General features: G+C 43.7%; 11 protein-coding genes and 3 pseudogenes. 8 read left to right on the top strand and 6 right to left on the bottom strand.

All coding sequences use genetic code 11. The features are described 5' to 3' along the window. Nucleotide 1: 1 nt before the first annotated feature. A complete protein-coding gene (locus tag AC0L66_RS18480) occupies nt 2-784 on the top strand; it encodes an outer membrane beta-barrel protein (protein WP_473570304.1) in 783 nt (260 codons plus the stop codon). A gap of 93 nt (nt 785-877) precedes the next feature. Then, on the top strand, nt 878-3,550 hold the full coding sequence (locus tag AC0L66_RS18475) for a hypothetical protein (protein WP_473570302.1): 2,673 nt from the start codon (nt 878-880) through the stop codon (nt 3,548-3,550). 87 nt (nt 3,551-3,637) lie between these two features. On the opposite strand, the gene AC0L66_RS18470 is transcribed toward AC0L66_RS18475, so the two are convergent. Next, nucleotides 3,638-4,198 (bottom strand): dihydrofolate reductase family protein, encoded by a 561-nt coding sequence (locus AC0L66_RS18470; protein WP_473570300.1) that lies wholly within the window; start codon nt 4,196-4,198, stop codon nt 3,638-3,640. Nucleotides 4,199-4,281: 83 nt separating this feature from the next. Here AC0L66_RS18470 and AC0L66_RS18465 point away from each other — a divergent pair, with 83 nt between their 5' ends. Continuing rightward, nucleotides 4,282-4,860, top strand: coding sequence for a TetR/AcrR family transcriptional regulator (locus tag AC0L66_RS18465; RefSeq protein ID WP_265675457.1), 579 nt, complete (start codon nt 4,282-4,284; stop codon nt 4,858-4,860). Nucleotides 4,861-4,928: 68 nt separating this feature from the next. On the opposite strand, the pseudogene AC0L66_RS18460 reads toward AC0L66_RS18465, so the two are convergent. Next, nucleotides 4,929-6,464 (bottom strand): annotated as a pseudogene (locus AC0L66_RS18460) (phospholipase D family protein). Between the two features lie 201 nt (nt 6,465-6,665). On the opposite strand from AC0L66_RS18460, the gene yddG reads away from it, so the two are divergent. Together yddG and AC0L66_RS18450 are read left to right on the top strand one after the other, a co-directional pair. Beyond that, entirely contained in the window at nt 6,666-7,577 is a 912-nt protein-coding gene (yddG, locus tag AC0L66_RS18455) for an aromatic amino acid DMT transporter YddG (RefSeq protein ID WP_473570299.1), read from the top strand. Between the two features lie 104 nt (nt 7,578-7,681). After that, entirely contained in the window at nt 7,682-8,359 is a 678-nt protein-coding gene (locus AC0L66_RS18450) for an START domain-containing protein (RefSeq protein WP_265675460.1), read from the top strand. A gap of 123 nt (nt 8,360-8,482) precedes the next feature. Here AC0L66_RS18450 and AC0L66_RS18445 read toward each other — a convergent pair. Together AC0L66_RS18445 and AC0L66_RS18440 are read right to left on the bottom strand one after the other, a co-directional pair. After that, a pseudogene (locus AC0L66_RS18445) lies at nt 8,483-9,122 on the bottom strand (cation efflux transmembrane domain-containing protein); the annotation flags it as partial. A 277-nt stretch (nt 9,123-9,399) separates the two neighbouring features. Then, nucleotides 9,400-10,279 (bottom strand): annotated as a pseudogene (locus AC0L66_RS18440) (LysR family transcriptional regulator). Between the two features lie 182 nt (nt 10,280-10,461). Here AC0L66_RS18440 and AC0L66_RS18435 point away from each other — a divergent pair. The 3 genes from AC0L66_RS18435 to AC0L66_RS18425 all read left to right on the top strand — a co-directional run bounded on the left by AC0L66_RS18435 (nt 10,462) and on the right by AC0L66_RS18425 (nt 12,834). Beyond that, nucleotides 10,462-11,043 carry a class I SAM-dependent DNA methyltransferase gene (locus tag AC0L66_RS18435; RefSeq protein ID WP_265675462.1) on the top strand — a complete coding sequence of 194 codons (582 nt, stop codon included), beginning with the start codon at nt 10,462-10,464 and terminating at the stop codon, nt 11,041-11,043. A 179-nt stretch (nt 11,044-11,222) separates the two neighbouring features. After that, a complete protein-coding gene (locus AC0L66_RS18430; protein ID WP_265675463.1) occupies nt 11,223-12,002 on the top strand; it encodes a lipid-binding SYLF domain-containing protein in 780 nt (259 codons plus the stop codon). Nucleotides 12,003-12,264: 262 nt separating this feature from the next. After that, nucleotides 12,265-12,834, top strand: coding sequence for a DUF4136 domain-containing protein (locus tag AC0L66_RS18425; protein ID WP_265675464.1), 570 nt, complete (start codon nt 12,265-12,267; stop codon nt 12,832-12,834). A 78-nt stretch (nt 12,835-12,912) separates the two neighbouring features. Here the strand turns inward: AC0L66_RS18425 and AC0L66_RS18420 are convergent, their stop codons facing one another. Together AC0L66_RS18420 and AC0L66_RS18415 are read right to left on the bottom strand one after the other, a co-directional pair. Next, entirely contained in the window at nt 12,913-13,443 is a 531-nt protein-coding gene (locus tag AC0L66_RS18420; RefSeq protein WP_265675465.1) for a GNAT family N-acetyltransferase, read from the bottom strand. Nucleotides 13,444-13,467: 24 nt separating this feature from the next. Further along, a complete protein-coding gene (locus tag AC0L66_RS18415) occupies nt 13,468-14,376 on the bottom strand; it encodes a hypothetical protein (protein WP_473570296.1) in 909 nt (302 codons plus the stop codon). Between the last annotated feature and the right edge of the window lie 120 nt (nt 14,377-14,496).

Genomic DNA, 14,496 nt, shown 5'->3' with positions numbered 1-14,496 from the left:
TATGAATATACGATACTTATGTATTTTACTATTTTGGGTATCTTTATTGGCTAAAGGGGCGGAAGAATTACAGCCCTTTTATTTAGGTGCAGGCATAAATTATAGTCTGGAAGTCGAAAAGCAAAAAGAGTCGTTAGGATATGAAGCTATATTTGGCTACCAATTATATAAAAGTCTATCTCTAGAGTTGGGTTATGCGGATTTTAATATAGATAGCGATAAAGACACAAGAGTTAACCCAGTGTTTGGTAGAATAAAGGCTTCTCTTCCTGTTAGTAGCTACGCTTTGCTATATGCAGGAGGAGGCGTGGCGTATAAATTTCCAGATCCTTCTCCATTAATCAATATTGGGGTTATCTATAAGCTGAGTCCCAAATGGTCAGCTGACATCGGCTACCAAGGTATATTAAATTACGGCGAGGTGAATAAAGATATATATTCACTTAATTTGATGATGAGATACACGTTTAGTGGACGTGACGCTTTAGGTAACAAACATTCAGTCATTGAATCTAAGCACGAAGGGAACGTTGTCAGTAGGTATAACTTAAATGAAGGACCGTCAGTCAGAGATTCAGAAGTTACCAAAGTGCCTATTTGTCGGAAAATACACAAAAAATACAGTGTTAGACGAGGTGATAATTTGCTTTTCATCTCCCGGTTGTTGGGTATAACCCTTCAAGAAATTGAGAAGTTAAACCCTTTATATTTTAGTGTGGAGCGGAATGTTGACCTTATATATCCTGGTGAGTTAATTACGTATCCGCGTTTAACCTGTATATGAATATTGCGCTAGTTAAGGTCATTTTAACGGATAGGCTGCTATTGGAATTGCGGTAGTGTAACGTTTAAATGGTGTTTTTTACATATGTAAATTATGAGTAACACAATGAATATTAATTATATAATAGGCATTAAGCGAGTGGCATGCCTTTTTGCTCTCACCTTAGGTCTACAGGGCTGCGGAGGAGAAGATTCCCCCATTTCATTTAAAAGTGATGATTCTTTTGGTCAACGTTTTCAAGCTGAGCGCGTAACACTCTCTGCTCAGGATGCATCATTTTCAGGTGCGCTATCGAAAGAGTATTTCGTCGATCTTGCTGAACATGTGAAAGTGTCTGATGGAAGTCGTTTTAACCTTAAAGAGGTGGCATCACTTTCCGAAGATGACGATTGTCACGTAGAGAGCATGCAAGGTACCAGTTTCAGTATTTCGGCTAATGAGCCAAAAGTATGTAACTTCCGTTATCTTGTGGCTTTGGAAAACGATGATATTGAGTCAATGCATGGTAAATCGATGCATTCTGCCTCCTCTGAGCAATTGAAGCCGCCTAGTACAGCCGCTATTGTAAGGGTGGCTGTGAGCTCAACACCAGAAAGTACGGCGTTAATTCCCATCAGTGCAGTGACTCTAATAGACCAACAGGTTTCGGTTAATTTAGCTGAAGAACTTGCGAAATTTGGTGTTGATTTAACTGGGTTCACGTTGTCCCAAGATTTGACGCTTCCGTATAATCAGAACGCGAGTGCAATTGCTAATCTTAACGATAATACGATCACATATACGCCTGCGGCGGGATTCCAGGGGGTAGACCGTATTCTCTTCAGCCTCTCTTCACCCATTGGTAATGTGCGAATGGGGGTACTTGATGTTGCTGTGGCTCGTCAAGCGAACAAAGGCTTTGAAATTACACCACATATTACGTTCCCAACTATCGTTAATCAGGGGGAATTATTCGAAGTTGATCTATCGAGCTATATTACATCACTTGATAGCGATGACTACCAGTTGGTGAGTGTCGATGCGTTTGATGCTTCGGTGACCTCAAAAAGCCCAACAGATACAACGAATAAAACGTTTATTTTTCAATCATCAATGCTAGGTAAGCATACGGTAAGCTTTGCGGTTAGTGATCATAATGGCACCTACGGAATGGGGCTAGTACAAATTGAGGTTAGTGACCTTAATGTAGCAGCGCATTGGGCAGATATAGTCACTGGAAGTCGTCACTATACAGCGCCTTTAACCGTGTATGAAAGCGAGCAAGCTAACATTGCATACGACGCTAGGTTAGTTGATACAGGTTTTACCCCACGTTCGTTTATAGCTGGATTTTCTACAACTTCGGCGCAATCTTATTGCCGTCAACTAGGTAAAGAGTTACCTCCACTCTATATGTTAGATAATTTATCGCGTCATCCTGATTTTTCCCATCCTCAGCATCATTGGCCTGCGATGCACCGTTATTTGGCATTTCAAAAGTCTGGAGGCCGTTTTTATGCTCTTGATATGGAGACATTGCAAGAGTACGCAGTAGATACTGACGCCAGTTATTATGTCACTTGTGTTGGTCAGCTTGCTGATGGATTATTATTCGATGATGGTTCAAATCATACGAATATTACTCAATGGGTAGGCACCCCTACTAACGTTCGAGTGCGTCTAACACAAAACGGTGTAGGGGTGGGGCAAGGGAATGTCCAAGCTTTATATGGTGGGCAAGTAATAGAGAACGAAATTACAGACAGTGATGGTTATGCAACATTTACCTTTGACTCAAACTCAGCGAGCTCTCGTCTGATTGAAATTGAAAGCACTGATGACTCAGGGCTTAAGGTTACGTTGCAATTAGATTATCGCCAAAGTGGTGAGTTTCACTTAACGCTTTTGAGACCGCTTTCTGATTACAGGCTCATTATTCCCACCGGGGGAATTGAACCGCCTCCGGCGATTGTAAGGGTCGATATTGAAGATCAAAACGGTCAACCTGTTGTCAATGCACCGCTCCATGTATCCATCGATCAACCTCTTTTTTATTCAGCTGAACTAAAGACGGAGCCGCGTGACGGGAGTTGGTATATAGAAGTAAAACCGAAAAACTATACCGTTCCTCGTAGTTCAATTGCGCCTACAGTGAATGTAAGCCTAGGAATAGGAGCTAGATCAGAATCGGAGTATGTTCAGTTTACACAGACAGACAGATGTGCAAGCCTTTCTGAAGTCGCTGTAGCTGGAGGGCTTGGGGCGTGTTATAAAGTGTTTGGGTATACTGAATCTAGTCTGTTAACAGGATTTTTCCCAGCTAGTTGGTATCGAAACAGCGGTTTGCCTTTTTTACCAGACTATTCGATAACTTATGCTAATTACGCTGCATTTAATCCTACTACTCAACGGAGTACGGTTTATGGTGAAAAATGGGACGGTAGTACTATTCCCTATGGTGAATTTTACTCCATAACGTCTTTTAAAGAAGATGCTTCGCTTACAATATGCAGTTATTTGAATCATCGTAATGAATTGTCGCGGGACAATTGGCGGCTAGCCACTTATAACGACATACTATCAACATCGTTATTAAATGAGAACGTTGTGTCGGAAGGAGGCTGGCCTTCAAATACATATGCAAAACTAGTATCGCCATATGTTATTTATACCAGCTCTGTTTCCTCAGATATTCAGGTTAATGTATCTACAATAAATAATGTATCTATAGTAAACCCAGAAGTAATGACAGAAGCTTTGGGTTTTTGTATCAGCGATAATCCCTAGCATGTTCGAGCGGTATAATATGGTTATTTTAAATCGGCTTTCTATGGAAAGCCGATTTTATAAGAAAGGGAGGATACAAACCATTACCTAGGGTTTCGGTTCATTATTTGATATGTTTTGAACTCGAATATATCGATTCTTAACAATGCAGTCGGCGTAACGTTGCGCTGAGAGATGCTTAAATTTTATTGGTTTATCCAATGAACCGAACAGAGAAATCCCTCCCCCAAGCAAAATTGGGATGGTGGTAATAATCATTTCATCAATCAGGTCTTCTTGTAAGAAGTTTTGAATCGTTACGCCGCCATCAATATAAAGGTCGTGGTAACCTCGCGTGTTTAAGTCTTTGACGATGTCGTTAAGATCACCGTTTATTAAAAACACTTTGCCTTCGTACCCTTTTGGCACTTCTTTCATTGTATTACTGAGTACAAAAACAGGCTTAGAGTAGGGCCACTCGCAATCAAAACTGAGCACGACGTCCAGAGTATTACGTCCCATGACTAGAGCATCAATACGATCCATAAAGTCGGCAAATCCAAAATCAGACCCTTCGGGATTTGGAACGTCGTGAAGCCACTCTAAGTTATTGTTTTTATCAGCTATAAAGCCGTCTAGGCTGGTAGCAATATAAACGATGTTAGCCATTATTGTAGACTCCGTAGTTTGAAAAAGGTGTGGTTTAATATATAATTCTACAGTGTAGAAAATAAGTTTAGCTAGGAACTCATATGACTGTCAAGCCAAAGAAACGTGGTCGCCCTTCTAAATCCGGATCCGGTCTAAGTCAGAAAATGATTGTAGACGCCGCGAAGGCACTGATGCAGCAACAAGGGTCTGTGCCAAGTATTCGAAAGCTAGCGGCGGAGCTTGGCGTTGATGCTATGGCTATCTATTACTACTTTAGCAATAAAGAGGAATTGTTGGAGGCGGTGGCCATTTCGCTTGTTGAAGGCATTTATCAGCCTGCAGGGTTAGCACCCTGGCAAGAAGAACTGACCGAATTAGGTTGGAGCTACCTGACATTGCTTAGTGATTATCCCGGTTTACTTGAAACGCTATTAAAAATGCGCAGTAATGGACCTGCTGAGGTATTCACGACAAGATTTGAGCAAGTGATTTCTGATATTGGCCTAGTGGATGAGACACAGAGACACGCGGTGAATTTATTTGCGGACTACTTACATGGTTTTGCATTTTCAATGCAGTTTACCACTATTGAACACGAGGAAAAAAAGGCGATTTATGACGGTTCGATATCGTTGTATTTACACGCATTATCCCCTGTTGCTATGACAGGCTGCAATTGACCTCCAACGCTTAACCGCCGTTTGGGTTGGCGTTGAAGGTTGTGCATTATAAGCTGATACCTATGGTCTTAGAGTTGCTCTTCAATCGGTAGGATCCCGCTGAACCAAGCTCCAAATCTTCGCCATATACTGGCATCAGGTTCAGTGGTGAGTCTTTCTCCGGTGGAATGGTCAACCCAGATGATATCACCGTCAACGACTTCAATTTGATAGGCGGTGGAAGGTATTTCCTTCATAATTTCTAGGTAGACTTTATTTGCGTACTCGGGTTGCTCAATGACGACACCCATCTCTGTGTTGAGGTCAGCAGAGCGTGGATCCCAATTCATAGAACCAACGAAGATTTTTCGTTTATCAATGACGATGGCCTTAGTATGTAAGCTTGATCGGCTGCTGCTTGGTTAAGCTCCAGTTCTTCTTAATTTCGGCGTTGGATTTGACTTCCCACAGTTGCACCCCACCCTTGACAAGATCTTTTCGGTATTTGGCATACCAACCGTGTACCGCAAAAACATCGTTTGAGGCTAGCGAGTTAGTAATAATAATAACCTCGCGCCCGTCTTCTACTGCTTTGACAAACTCTTTCACACCGGATTCTGTGGGGACAAAATAGGGTGAGATAAGGACCAGAGATGTTTTACCTGCGTTAATGACGGCGCCTAGGCTATCGATCAGTGTACTTTGCTTGCTGTCGGGTTTATCGGGTAGATCGTAAAGTAAATCCCCTTCACCCCAGTACAGCTCAATGGTGCCATTGAGTAAGTCACTGTATAAAGGCAACTTGGAAAAATCATGCGCGCCACCGGAAAATTTCTCTTTCAAGCCAAGCGCTTGTACCCAAGCATCCACATCAGCATCGGTATATTGCAGTTGGTCGTCGGTTAGCCACTCAATAGGGATTGAATAGTCGCTATTCCAATAAAGATCGTATTGCTTAGCTTCACCTGTCTGACGGATTTGCCGACCATAAGAAGATCTAAGTCGGCAAACTCCACGTTAGATTCGATGGAGTAGTATTCGTTACCAACGTTTCTCCCGCCTATGATGGAGACCACACCATCTACCGTCAGAGATTTATTGTGCATACGATGATTTAAACGTTCGAAGTCACTTAACATGGCAAGTCCACGAGCGGTGCGAAGGTGATGGGGATTGAACATGCGAACATCGATATTGGGATGACTGCTAAATCGCAGTAAGTCCTTGTCATCATAATTCTGCATGTCATCAAGCAGTACCCTCACACGTACACCACGTTCAGCCGCTTCAAATAAACGCCAGGCGATGAGGTTGCCTGCGGTGTCATCTCGAAAAATATAGTACTGCACATCAATACTAGACTGAGCCGTTTCAATGATAGCGAGTCGGGCAAGCAACGCGTCATGCCCTTTGTCGAGTGGATAAAACCCGGTCTCCTTAGTTAATGAGTGCGAGGCGACTTCACGTTCAAAATATTGGTCCAGTCGAGTAGGCTCAGCATTAATAAGCGTATAGGAGGTGATTTTCTCATACCGTGACGGGTCAATGCTTGAGGAAACACAGCCACTCAGTATCACGATTAGCATGAGGGGGAATAGGTTTTTTATAGACAAAAAGTTGGGCATAGTTAAAGTGTTGGTCACGAGATTAGTAAAAATGCACGGCGAGTTTAGCCACATCCATATGCAAATGCACTTTATCTTCAAGGATTTGACGGATATTTGTCACACTTGCTTGGTAAAGGTTAATAGAAACGACATAAGTTGCATAGGAGTTGTTTATAACTCTTTTAGCGTGGTTGCTGAGTTTAGATATTAGGAAAGGTGATGGCTGGATTGGGCGCGAATAAATACACATTGTTTGGTATTGGGGCAATATTACTTTGGAGCTGTTTGTTGGCATTAACTCGTAATATTGCTGAGCTTTTTGGGCCAATAGGCGGAGCTGCGTTACTGTACAGCGTCAGCGCACTGGCTTTAGTGCTTGTGATGGGGAGGCCAAAGTTAACAGATTTCTCGCTTAAGTATTTGTTAATAGGTGGAGGGTTATTTGTATGCTATGAGATTTTTCTCGCCCTTGCCCTGGGAATGGCTAACGATCGACATCAGGCAATAGAAATGGCGGTCATCAACTATTTATGGCCTGCATTAACAGTACTTTTTGCGGTTATTATGAGTAAGCATCGCATTAGTCTTATGGTATATCCGAGTGTACTACTGGCATTTTTGGGCGTGGTTTGGTGCATTACTTATGATGAAGGTTTGTCACTGGAACTTATTATGAAGAATATAGCCTCGAATCCTATTTGTTACTTTATGGCGTTATCCGCGGCGTTTATTTGGGCTGTGTATTGTAATATTACGCCAGTGATGAGTAATGGAAAAAATGCGATAGTGCTATTTTTTATTGCGACCGCGACCGTGCTCTGGATTCAGTATGCATTCAGTGATGAGCAAGGCATGACATTTTCGTTGCCGTCTGTGCTGATATTACTGCTTGCTGGGGTGGTGATGGGAGCTGGGTATGCCCTCTGGAATGTCGCTATTATTGGCGGCAATATGATGTTGCTAGCAACGTTTTCTTATTTTACCCCTGTGTTATCCAGTGTCTTTTCTTCATTTTACTTATCCGTTGCTTTGGGGGCGTCATTTTGGCAAGGCGTGGTTATGGTGACGGTAGGGTCATTGTCATGCTATTGGGCTACGCGGGAGAAGACTCAAACGTTCAGTCATGAGTAAGACTTTGTCGTTTGTCGCAGGTTCGCGAAATGCCCTTTGATACACTAACGTAATAGATACTAACGTAATAGTTAGAACAAGTTAGCTTTGACAAGGATGGAATAGTGCACCGTTATATACGACAACCACTCATGCGCGCGGCGCTGGTGGCGCTGGCTATGTTGCCGATCTCTGGGCTATCAGAAACCACATCAGACTCTGCTCAAGTGGTGCGTAAGCCTTGGCTTGTGAGCTACAACCAAGATGCGATTACGTTGTATAAAAGAGAACATAAGGATGGGCTGGTTGAAATTCGAGTCCATGCCGATGTGGAGACGACCTTTAGTGGTTTCTTGCTCCTTTTCGAAGATACTGAGCATGTACCGACGTGGCTGCATAACGTCGATCAAACTAAGGTGTTGTCGCAACTATCGGTCAATGAAAATATTGTTTACACGACGTTCGCCGCACCGTGGCCCGCGTTAGATCGTGATATGGTGACCTATTCTCGCTACTACCAGCAAGGTAAACGTTTTGTATTGGAAATACGAGACGCATCCGAATATCTTGCCAAGCAAGCTGGGTTTATTCGTATTACTCAAGTGAAGTCTCGTTGGGAGTTAACTAAGTTAGGTGATGGGCAGGTATTTATCATGTATACCGCTTTTGCCGATCCAGGGGGAGCACTCCCCGACTGGTTGGTGAATCAGTTAGCCATTGATGGGGCGATTGAAACGTTCAAGGGATTAAAAAGAGAGATACGGCATTACCAGCATCTCTCTCACCCTAATATTGTTGACTAAAGACAGGCTTTTAACACTTAATTACGCGCTTGTTGTCGCTACTCGTTTACTTGGAGCAACTCGTTTACTTGCCGCAGTGCGTGTGGTTCGTGATTGGCGTTCGCGCTTTATTTTTTCAATCGCAAGCTGAGTAAAGGCTTCTTTTAACATTACAGCGGGTACTTTAATGAAGTAGGCCGACATTAGAATCATCATCATCGGGTCTGCGTAGATGCTATAACTTGCCCATGGTGTTTGCTCGACAAACCAAGCCACAATAAAGCCTGCAGTTACCGCAACACTAAGCATGGTGTCCATTTGCCACTGTTTTGATTCGGCGTTAATTAAATTTGAAGCCAGCGCTTTATTTTTGTTTTCAATGTACCACCATGCGTAACCACAGCCGAGTACGTTTAACACGCCAAATATGGTTGCCACAGACGTGTCAATCGGGCGCCCACCGGCAGAACATGGCAGAGACCGCAGAGTACAAAGAGACACTGACTATCAGTAGAATTACTGACGCTTTAATGGCAATAACGATGGCTTCAACACGGTTACGACCAAGCAGTGATAGCATGCTATGATTATTTTTTAATTGGTTTGCCGCTGCCAGTGACAATAATGTTAACAGCAAGCTGACTAATGAATACACTCCGTCAAAAGCAATGACAAGAGACCCCATGACCAATCCTACCACTAAACCACCAACAGCAAAGACTGTAGCAATAAAGGCTGAGACTGTTAGCGTTCTTGTTTCACTATTTCCATTGTTCGGGCGCATACCATATACCTTATTTAATTTCTAAGTCTATTGTTTGCTCTATGTGGTGTTATTTCAAACAATAGTTGAGGCGGTAGTAAGAGTGGATATGAGCGAATTTAAATTTTTTCTTTTAATTCAATGGTATGTGATATATATCTTGGTGTCATAAAAACTGACGGTCACTGATGGAAGGTAGAAATAAGGGAGAGAAATAACGAGGAACGTCAGCCGTCAGAGATGGTGAGCTATGATTTAGCTGAGGTTGTTCGTTGAAAAGAGATAAAGGTATAGATACTTAAAAGGCAAACAGATAATCACTGATTTGATCCGCTGTCCACGTCATCGCAGGGTGCTCGGACATACCTACCGCAGTAAACATGCAAAAGTCTTCTTGGTTGAGTCCGTAAGTGTGCTTGATAACCGAGAGTTTCTGCTCGCGAAGATACTGACGAATGAGAGGCTCAGGCAGCACTCCCCATGCGCCTTCAGAGATAATGGTTTTGAGCATGTATTCAAAGCTTGAAAACCCAATGTATTTCAAGGAAAAAGGCAGCAATTCAGGATTCGCTTTTTCGTTGAGATAGGCTAACGAGACTTGCATAGAGTTGCGGAGAACGTCGTCGGAGACACGGGGTAATTTCGACAGTTTATGGTCAGAACGACATACCGACATCATGCGGATTTTCCCTAGCGGTTGATAGACAATTCTAGGATCATCGATACGTTCGTAGTCGACACCAAACGCGAAGTCCACTTGACCTTTTTCGACCAAAGCGGATAAATCACCAGAAGAGGCTAAGACAACGTTAAATGAAATGGCAGGAAAGTTTTGGTTAATTTGTACGGTGAGATCTTGCCATAGTGTGTCTGGAAGCGAGTCGTCGTGAGCGATCCACACTTCTGTCGCAAATTCTCCGGAGATCTGCGCGCATGTTTTGCGAATTCTATCGGAGGTGATCAGTAAATTCTCACAGTCTTTATAAATGGCTTTTCCAGTTTCAGACAAGGTGACATTGTTGCTTGAGGCGAACAAAGAGTTCTGTCCCGAGATCTTTCTCTAACGCTTTAATTGCCATGCTGAGTTTGGTTCTATTGCAGTCGATCTGGCGAGCAGCAGCAGATACCGAACCTGTTTCGGCGACGGCACAAAACGCTTCAATTTGAGTAAAGTTCATAGTCATCCAATGATAAAATTTCGGCAATAAATGCAGGGTAAAATCATAGCATGTATCGCAAAGATTACGAAGATAACACTAGGAATTGGCGGGTATTCTGGTTTAATCTAGGGCCAGAGATTAAGGAATTAAAATCAGTGTGGGATCTGTAACCAATACTGATGAAATAAATGGAGTGAACGATGTCAAACGATTGGGATGAGTACGCAGCGACATGGGAAAACAATCAAGCGACGGCAGTTTTTGCTCAATCTTGTTTTGAAGAGTTAACGGCAATCACCTCTCTGACCCGCAAGACGGTGCTAGATTTTGGTTGTGGTACTGGGTTGCTAAGCCAGTTAATGTCGCCATGTACGAAACAAATCATCGCATTAGATGGCTCTGAATCAATGATTGAAGAGTTGGACAAAAAAGCGTTAGTGAATGTTGAACCTGTGGTTGACTTCCTGACACGCGGTTTAGTCGCTCAGCATCCAGCATTTCGTAATCAATTTGATTTAGTGGTGGCGTCTTCTGTATGCGGCTTTCTTGGCAATCCTCAGGAAACCGCGAATATTATCTATACCTTGCTCGACGAATACGGTTTATTTGTTCACTGGGACTGGGCGGTGGATAGTGATGACCTTGATTACGGTATGACAACACAACGAGCAGAGACGATATTGCTTAATGCGGGCTTTGACAGTGTAACCGTATCGGTGCCATTTGAGGTTGAAACTGACTCAGGTACACGTCCAGTACTGATGGGAGTGGGGCGTAAGTAACGCATTACTCACTGTTCATGTTCATGACTCAATGCTTATGGTCATTGCACTGTTGTCGCGAATTCTTAGTCTGGATTAATGTCAGACTTGGGTTAAAGTGGCAACATTGTTAATAGGTGGCGTAATCAGCGCCACTTTTTCTTGATACTATATGCTCCAATCCCTCTTTGGAGTCAGTTATGCGCGACCTACCTCTTCTTTTAAGCCGTGCGCTCGTGTTCGGTCTTTCTCTTCTTAGTGTTTCAACGTTGGCTTCAGACGATGTAATGGCATTGAAGACGCAATCGTTGCAAGCGAATACTTCCAGCATTCATACTCCTGCCGCACCTTCTCAAAGTGAAGAAGCCAAGCGAGCTTCCAAGGTTATCGCGCTAGCGGCTGAGGAAATAGATAAGTTTGATTCTACTGCTCACTGGCAATCGGTGAAGCGTTTGACAGGGGTCGCCCAAGCAGTGGTTATTTTTCCTATAGGCGGGCAAGCCGGATTTCTTGTGGGCGCACAGTGGGGAGAGGGAATACTGCTAACTAGACATGAACATCAATGGAGTGAGCCAGTTTTTGTCGAGTTTACGAGCTTTATGTTTGGTCTACTGGCTGGGGCGCAAAAAATTGGTGGAATCGGTGTCATTTTGTCAGACGATGTTGTGGACGACCTAGTACAACAGCCGATCAAAATGGGTGGGACAGCGGACTTAACTCTTGGGTCAGGTGTCAGTGGTAAAGTGGTGGGTGGTACCAGTGGCATTTCAGCCATGATGGTGTCTGAGAATACAGGGCTGTATTTCGGTGGCAGTATCGATACCTTTCAAATCAAGTTAAACCAAGCTCTTAATCAAGCGCTCTATGGCGATGATGTTGATATCTTACAGATTCTGGAGCGCTATGATAGTGACCAAGGGTATGCTCAAACGCTGCGTAAACGATTAGAAGGGATTGCTTACCGTGCGGTGTATCAATAAGCGTACGTATACGGCTAGAAACGTGTGCAACCGTATCAGTAATAGCAACAGTCACGCGAACCGCGTCGTAGATTAGCGTAATTACCACCATTAGCGTGATTACTACAATTAGCGTAATTACTACAGAGCGTGAGACGTCTTAGAGTGGGTGCTAGAGGTACAATAAGCCATTAGCGTACTAGCAAAGTGGTTGTTTTTACTAGGCACTGGTAAAAACGTGAATTAGTATTAGACGATAACTGAGTAAAAAAAGAGCACGAGTATGAAGTCATCATTATTAGTATTCGTTATGAGTAGCTTATTCATAATGGGTTGCACCACGGTTACTCCGCCTCAAGCCAATTTTTCTTATGGTATCGCCACCACAGGTGACTTTTCGTTTTTGCCAGCAAGCAAGCCAAATACCTATTCGTGGAAATCAGATGCGGCAGTCGCGCATGTTTCTGAAGAAATAGATGCTAAAGAATACATTTCGGTGATTCAAAGCCTTATTGACCAAGAACTGGTTAATAAAGGGTTTGTCAAAGTGGCGCCTTCGCAATCCCCGCAGATGTGGATGGAATTTGGTATCGCGACAGAATCGAAGATGACGGATGATGATATTTTTGCTAGCACGCAAATTTCGACAGGTATTCAAGTCGCGGCCGAACCGGGCGAAAGTGGGGAAAAAGGCAGCTTATATATCGCAGCCTTTGCGCCGTTAGGCGACTTTCCCCGTTGGCGAGTCTTAGCGCAAGGCCCAACCGAGCGCCGTATAGAAGATCCGGATCAGCGAGCAGAGATGGCGCAAATTATAGGTTCAATGATGAAAAATGTCCCCGCTAAACCATAGCTGAGAACGCGAAGAATCCGATAGCTGGTAAATATAACCGTGCCCTGCCAACGAGTAGGGCACGGTTGTATTTACCGCTCAGAATGTCAATCCTCTAAGCTCTACTCGGCTGGTTGGCCATGCGCGACCTTGTAGCGGAATGGGGCGTACCATTGCTGAGATATTGGTACCGGGCATTAACATCGACTTATCCATTAGGAAAAAATTGGTGACCCGTTTGTAGCCGCTGGATGAATAGACTTCATCACGACCAAATAGAATCGAATACTGCATTCCCAGTTGCGCCATCTTTATATGCGCGTGCTCAAGTAGTTGTTTCACATAACCTTGCCCCCTGTGTTCGGGATGAACACAAACTTCCGCAATGCCGCCAATGACAATCGGTTTGGCATTGTGATAAACATGCTTCTCGTGGACAGCAAGGTGAGCCACTAACCTATTGGATGTAGAGTCTTTTATATACCAGCGATGAGCGGGCATCTCATTGTAATAGCGTTGTGTTTTAAATCGCTCGTCACTAGGTTTGGTGAAACAAGCGCTCAGCAAGGTAATTAATTGCTGATTTAATGTTTCCTCAACGGCGCTATCTTTGATGTACTCTATGGTCATTTCTTACCTCAGGTTGTGAACGTATTAGTCTTCAACACACTTGTCTGTAATGACGTTATGTGTGCCTTTATCTGGGCCTGTCGCAATGTTAAGGCGGCTTAAAATGCTGTAACAGATTGCGTCACTCTCCTGGCTCACCGACTGGATGATGACTTCACCACTATTGCCTGAACGAGAATTGGACCAACGAGTAGAGTGGCCTTTTTTAGGGGTTTTCATTAGTTTAGTTAGTGCGGCTTTGTGTTTATCTCTATCTCCGTCGGTATAGCTCTTATCTTGCTTTAATCCAAAGGTATCTGAAGACACGTCGGTAATTTTGTCGACTAATTGAAAAGGAGAGTTGAGAATGCCGCCAATGACACCAGAAACGGCGCCTTTGCTTGCCTCTCGACCCGCTTGTTCAGCTTGAGCGACCAACCCTTCGGCTTGAACAATGATTTCAGGTACCTCTTTTCGAAGTGCTGCGCTTTCGGCCAAAATGTCAGGTATTTGCTGATTCACTTTATTTATTTGTTGATTCGTTTGACGAACCGTTTGGTTGGTATGGTCGACTTGTTTTAGGACGCTGGGTAATGAACCATGCCACGCCTCACTCTGGGCGAGAATAGGTGGGATCGCATCACGTACTTGCGCAACTTCGCCGACAACAATGGGCAGTTGTTGGTTAATGTCGTCAATACGTTGCAGCACTTCGGGTACCAATCTTTGGTACTCTGCGCTTTGCGCCAAAATGGACGGCACAATGGATTGCAGGTTATTGATTTCCTCTATGACAGGGGTGATACGTTGTGCTGTCGTGTCTACTTGCGCCAACAGTGCTGGTAGCTCGGTACGCAATTGTCTTGCTTCTTGAGTAAAGGAATAGATTGACGCTGCAAGTGCGATTAAGGCAAGCGCAAATAACAAGCGAGATAGCGCGATGAGTTTATCCATGTGTGAGTTTGTCCATAAAGCATGCATAGAGATTACAACATAACGAATGTCGAGCTGAGAGTAAAAGGCAACCGTATACCTTGTGAGTATGCTCGACAACTTAGTAGGGAAATTCGGCAA

This window comes from Vibrio sp. GJ43-1, from assembly GCF_055808835.1.
This window is presented reverse-complemented; position numbering and strand designations above follow the sequence as displayed.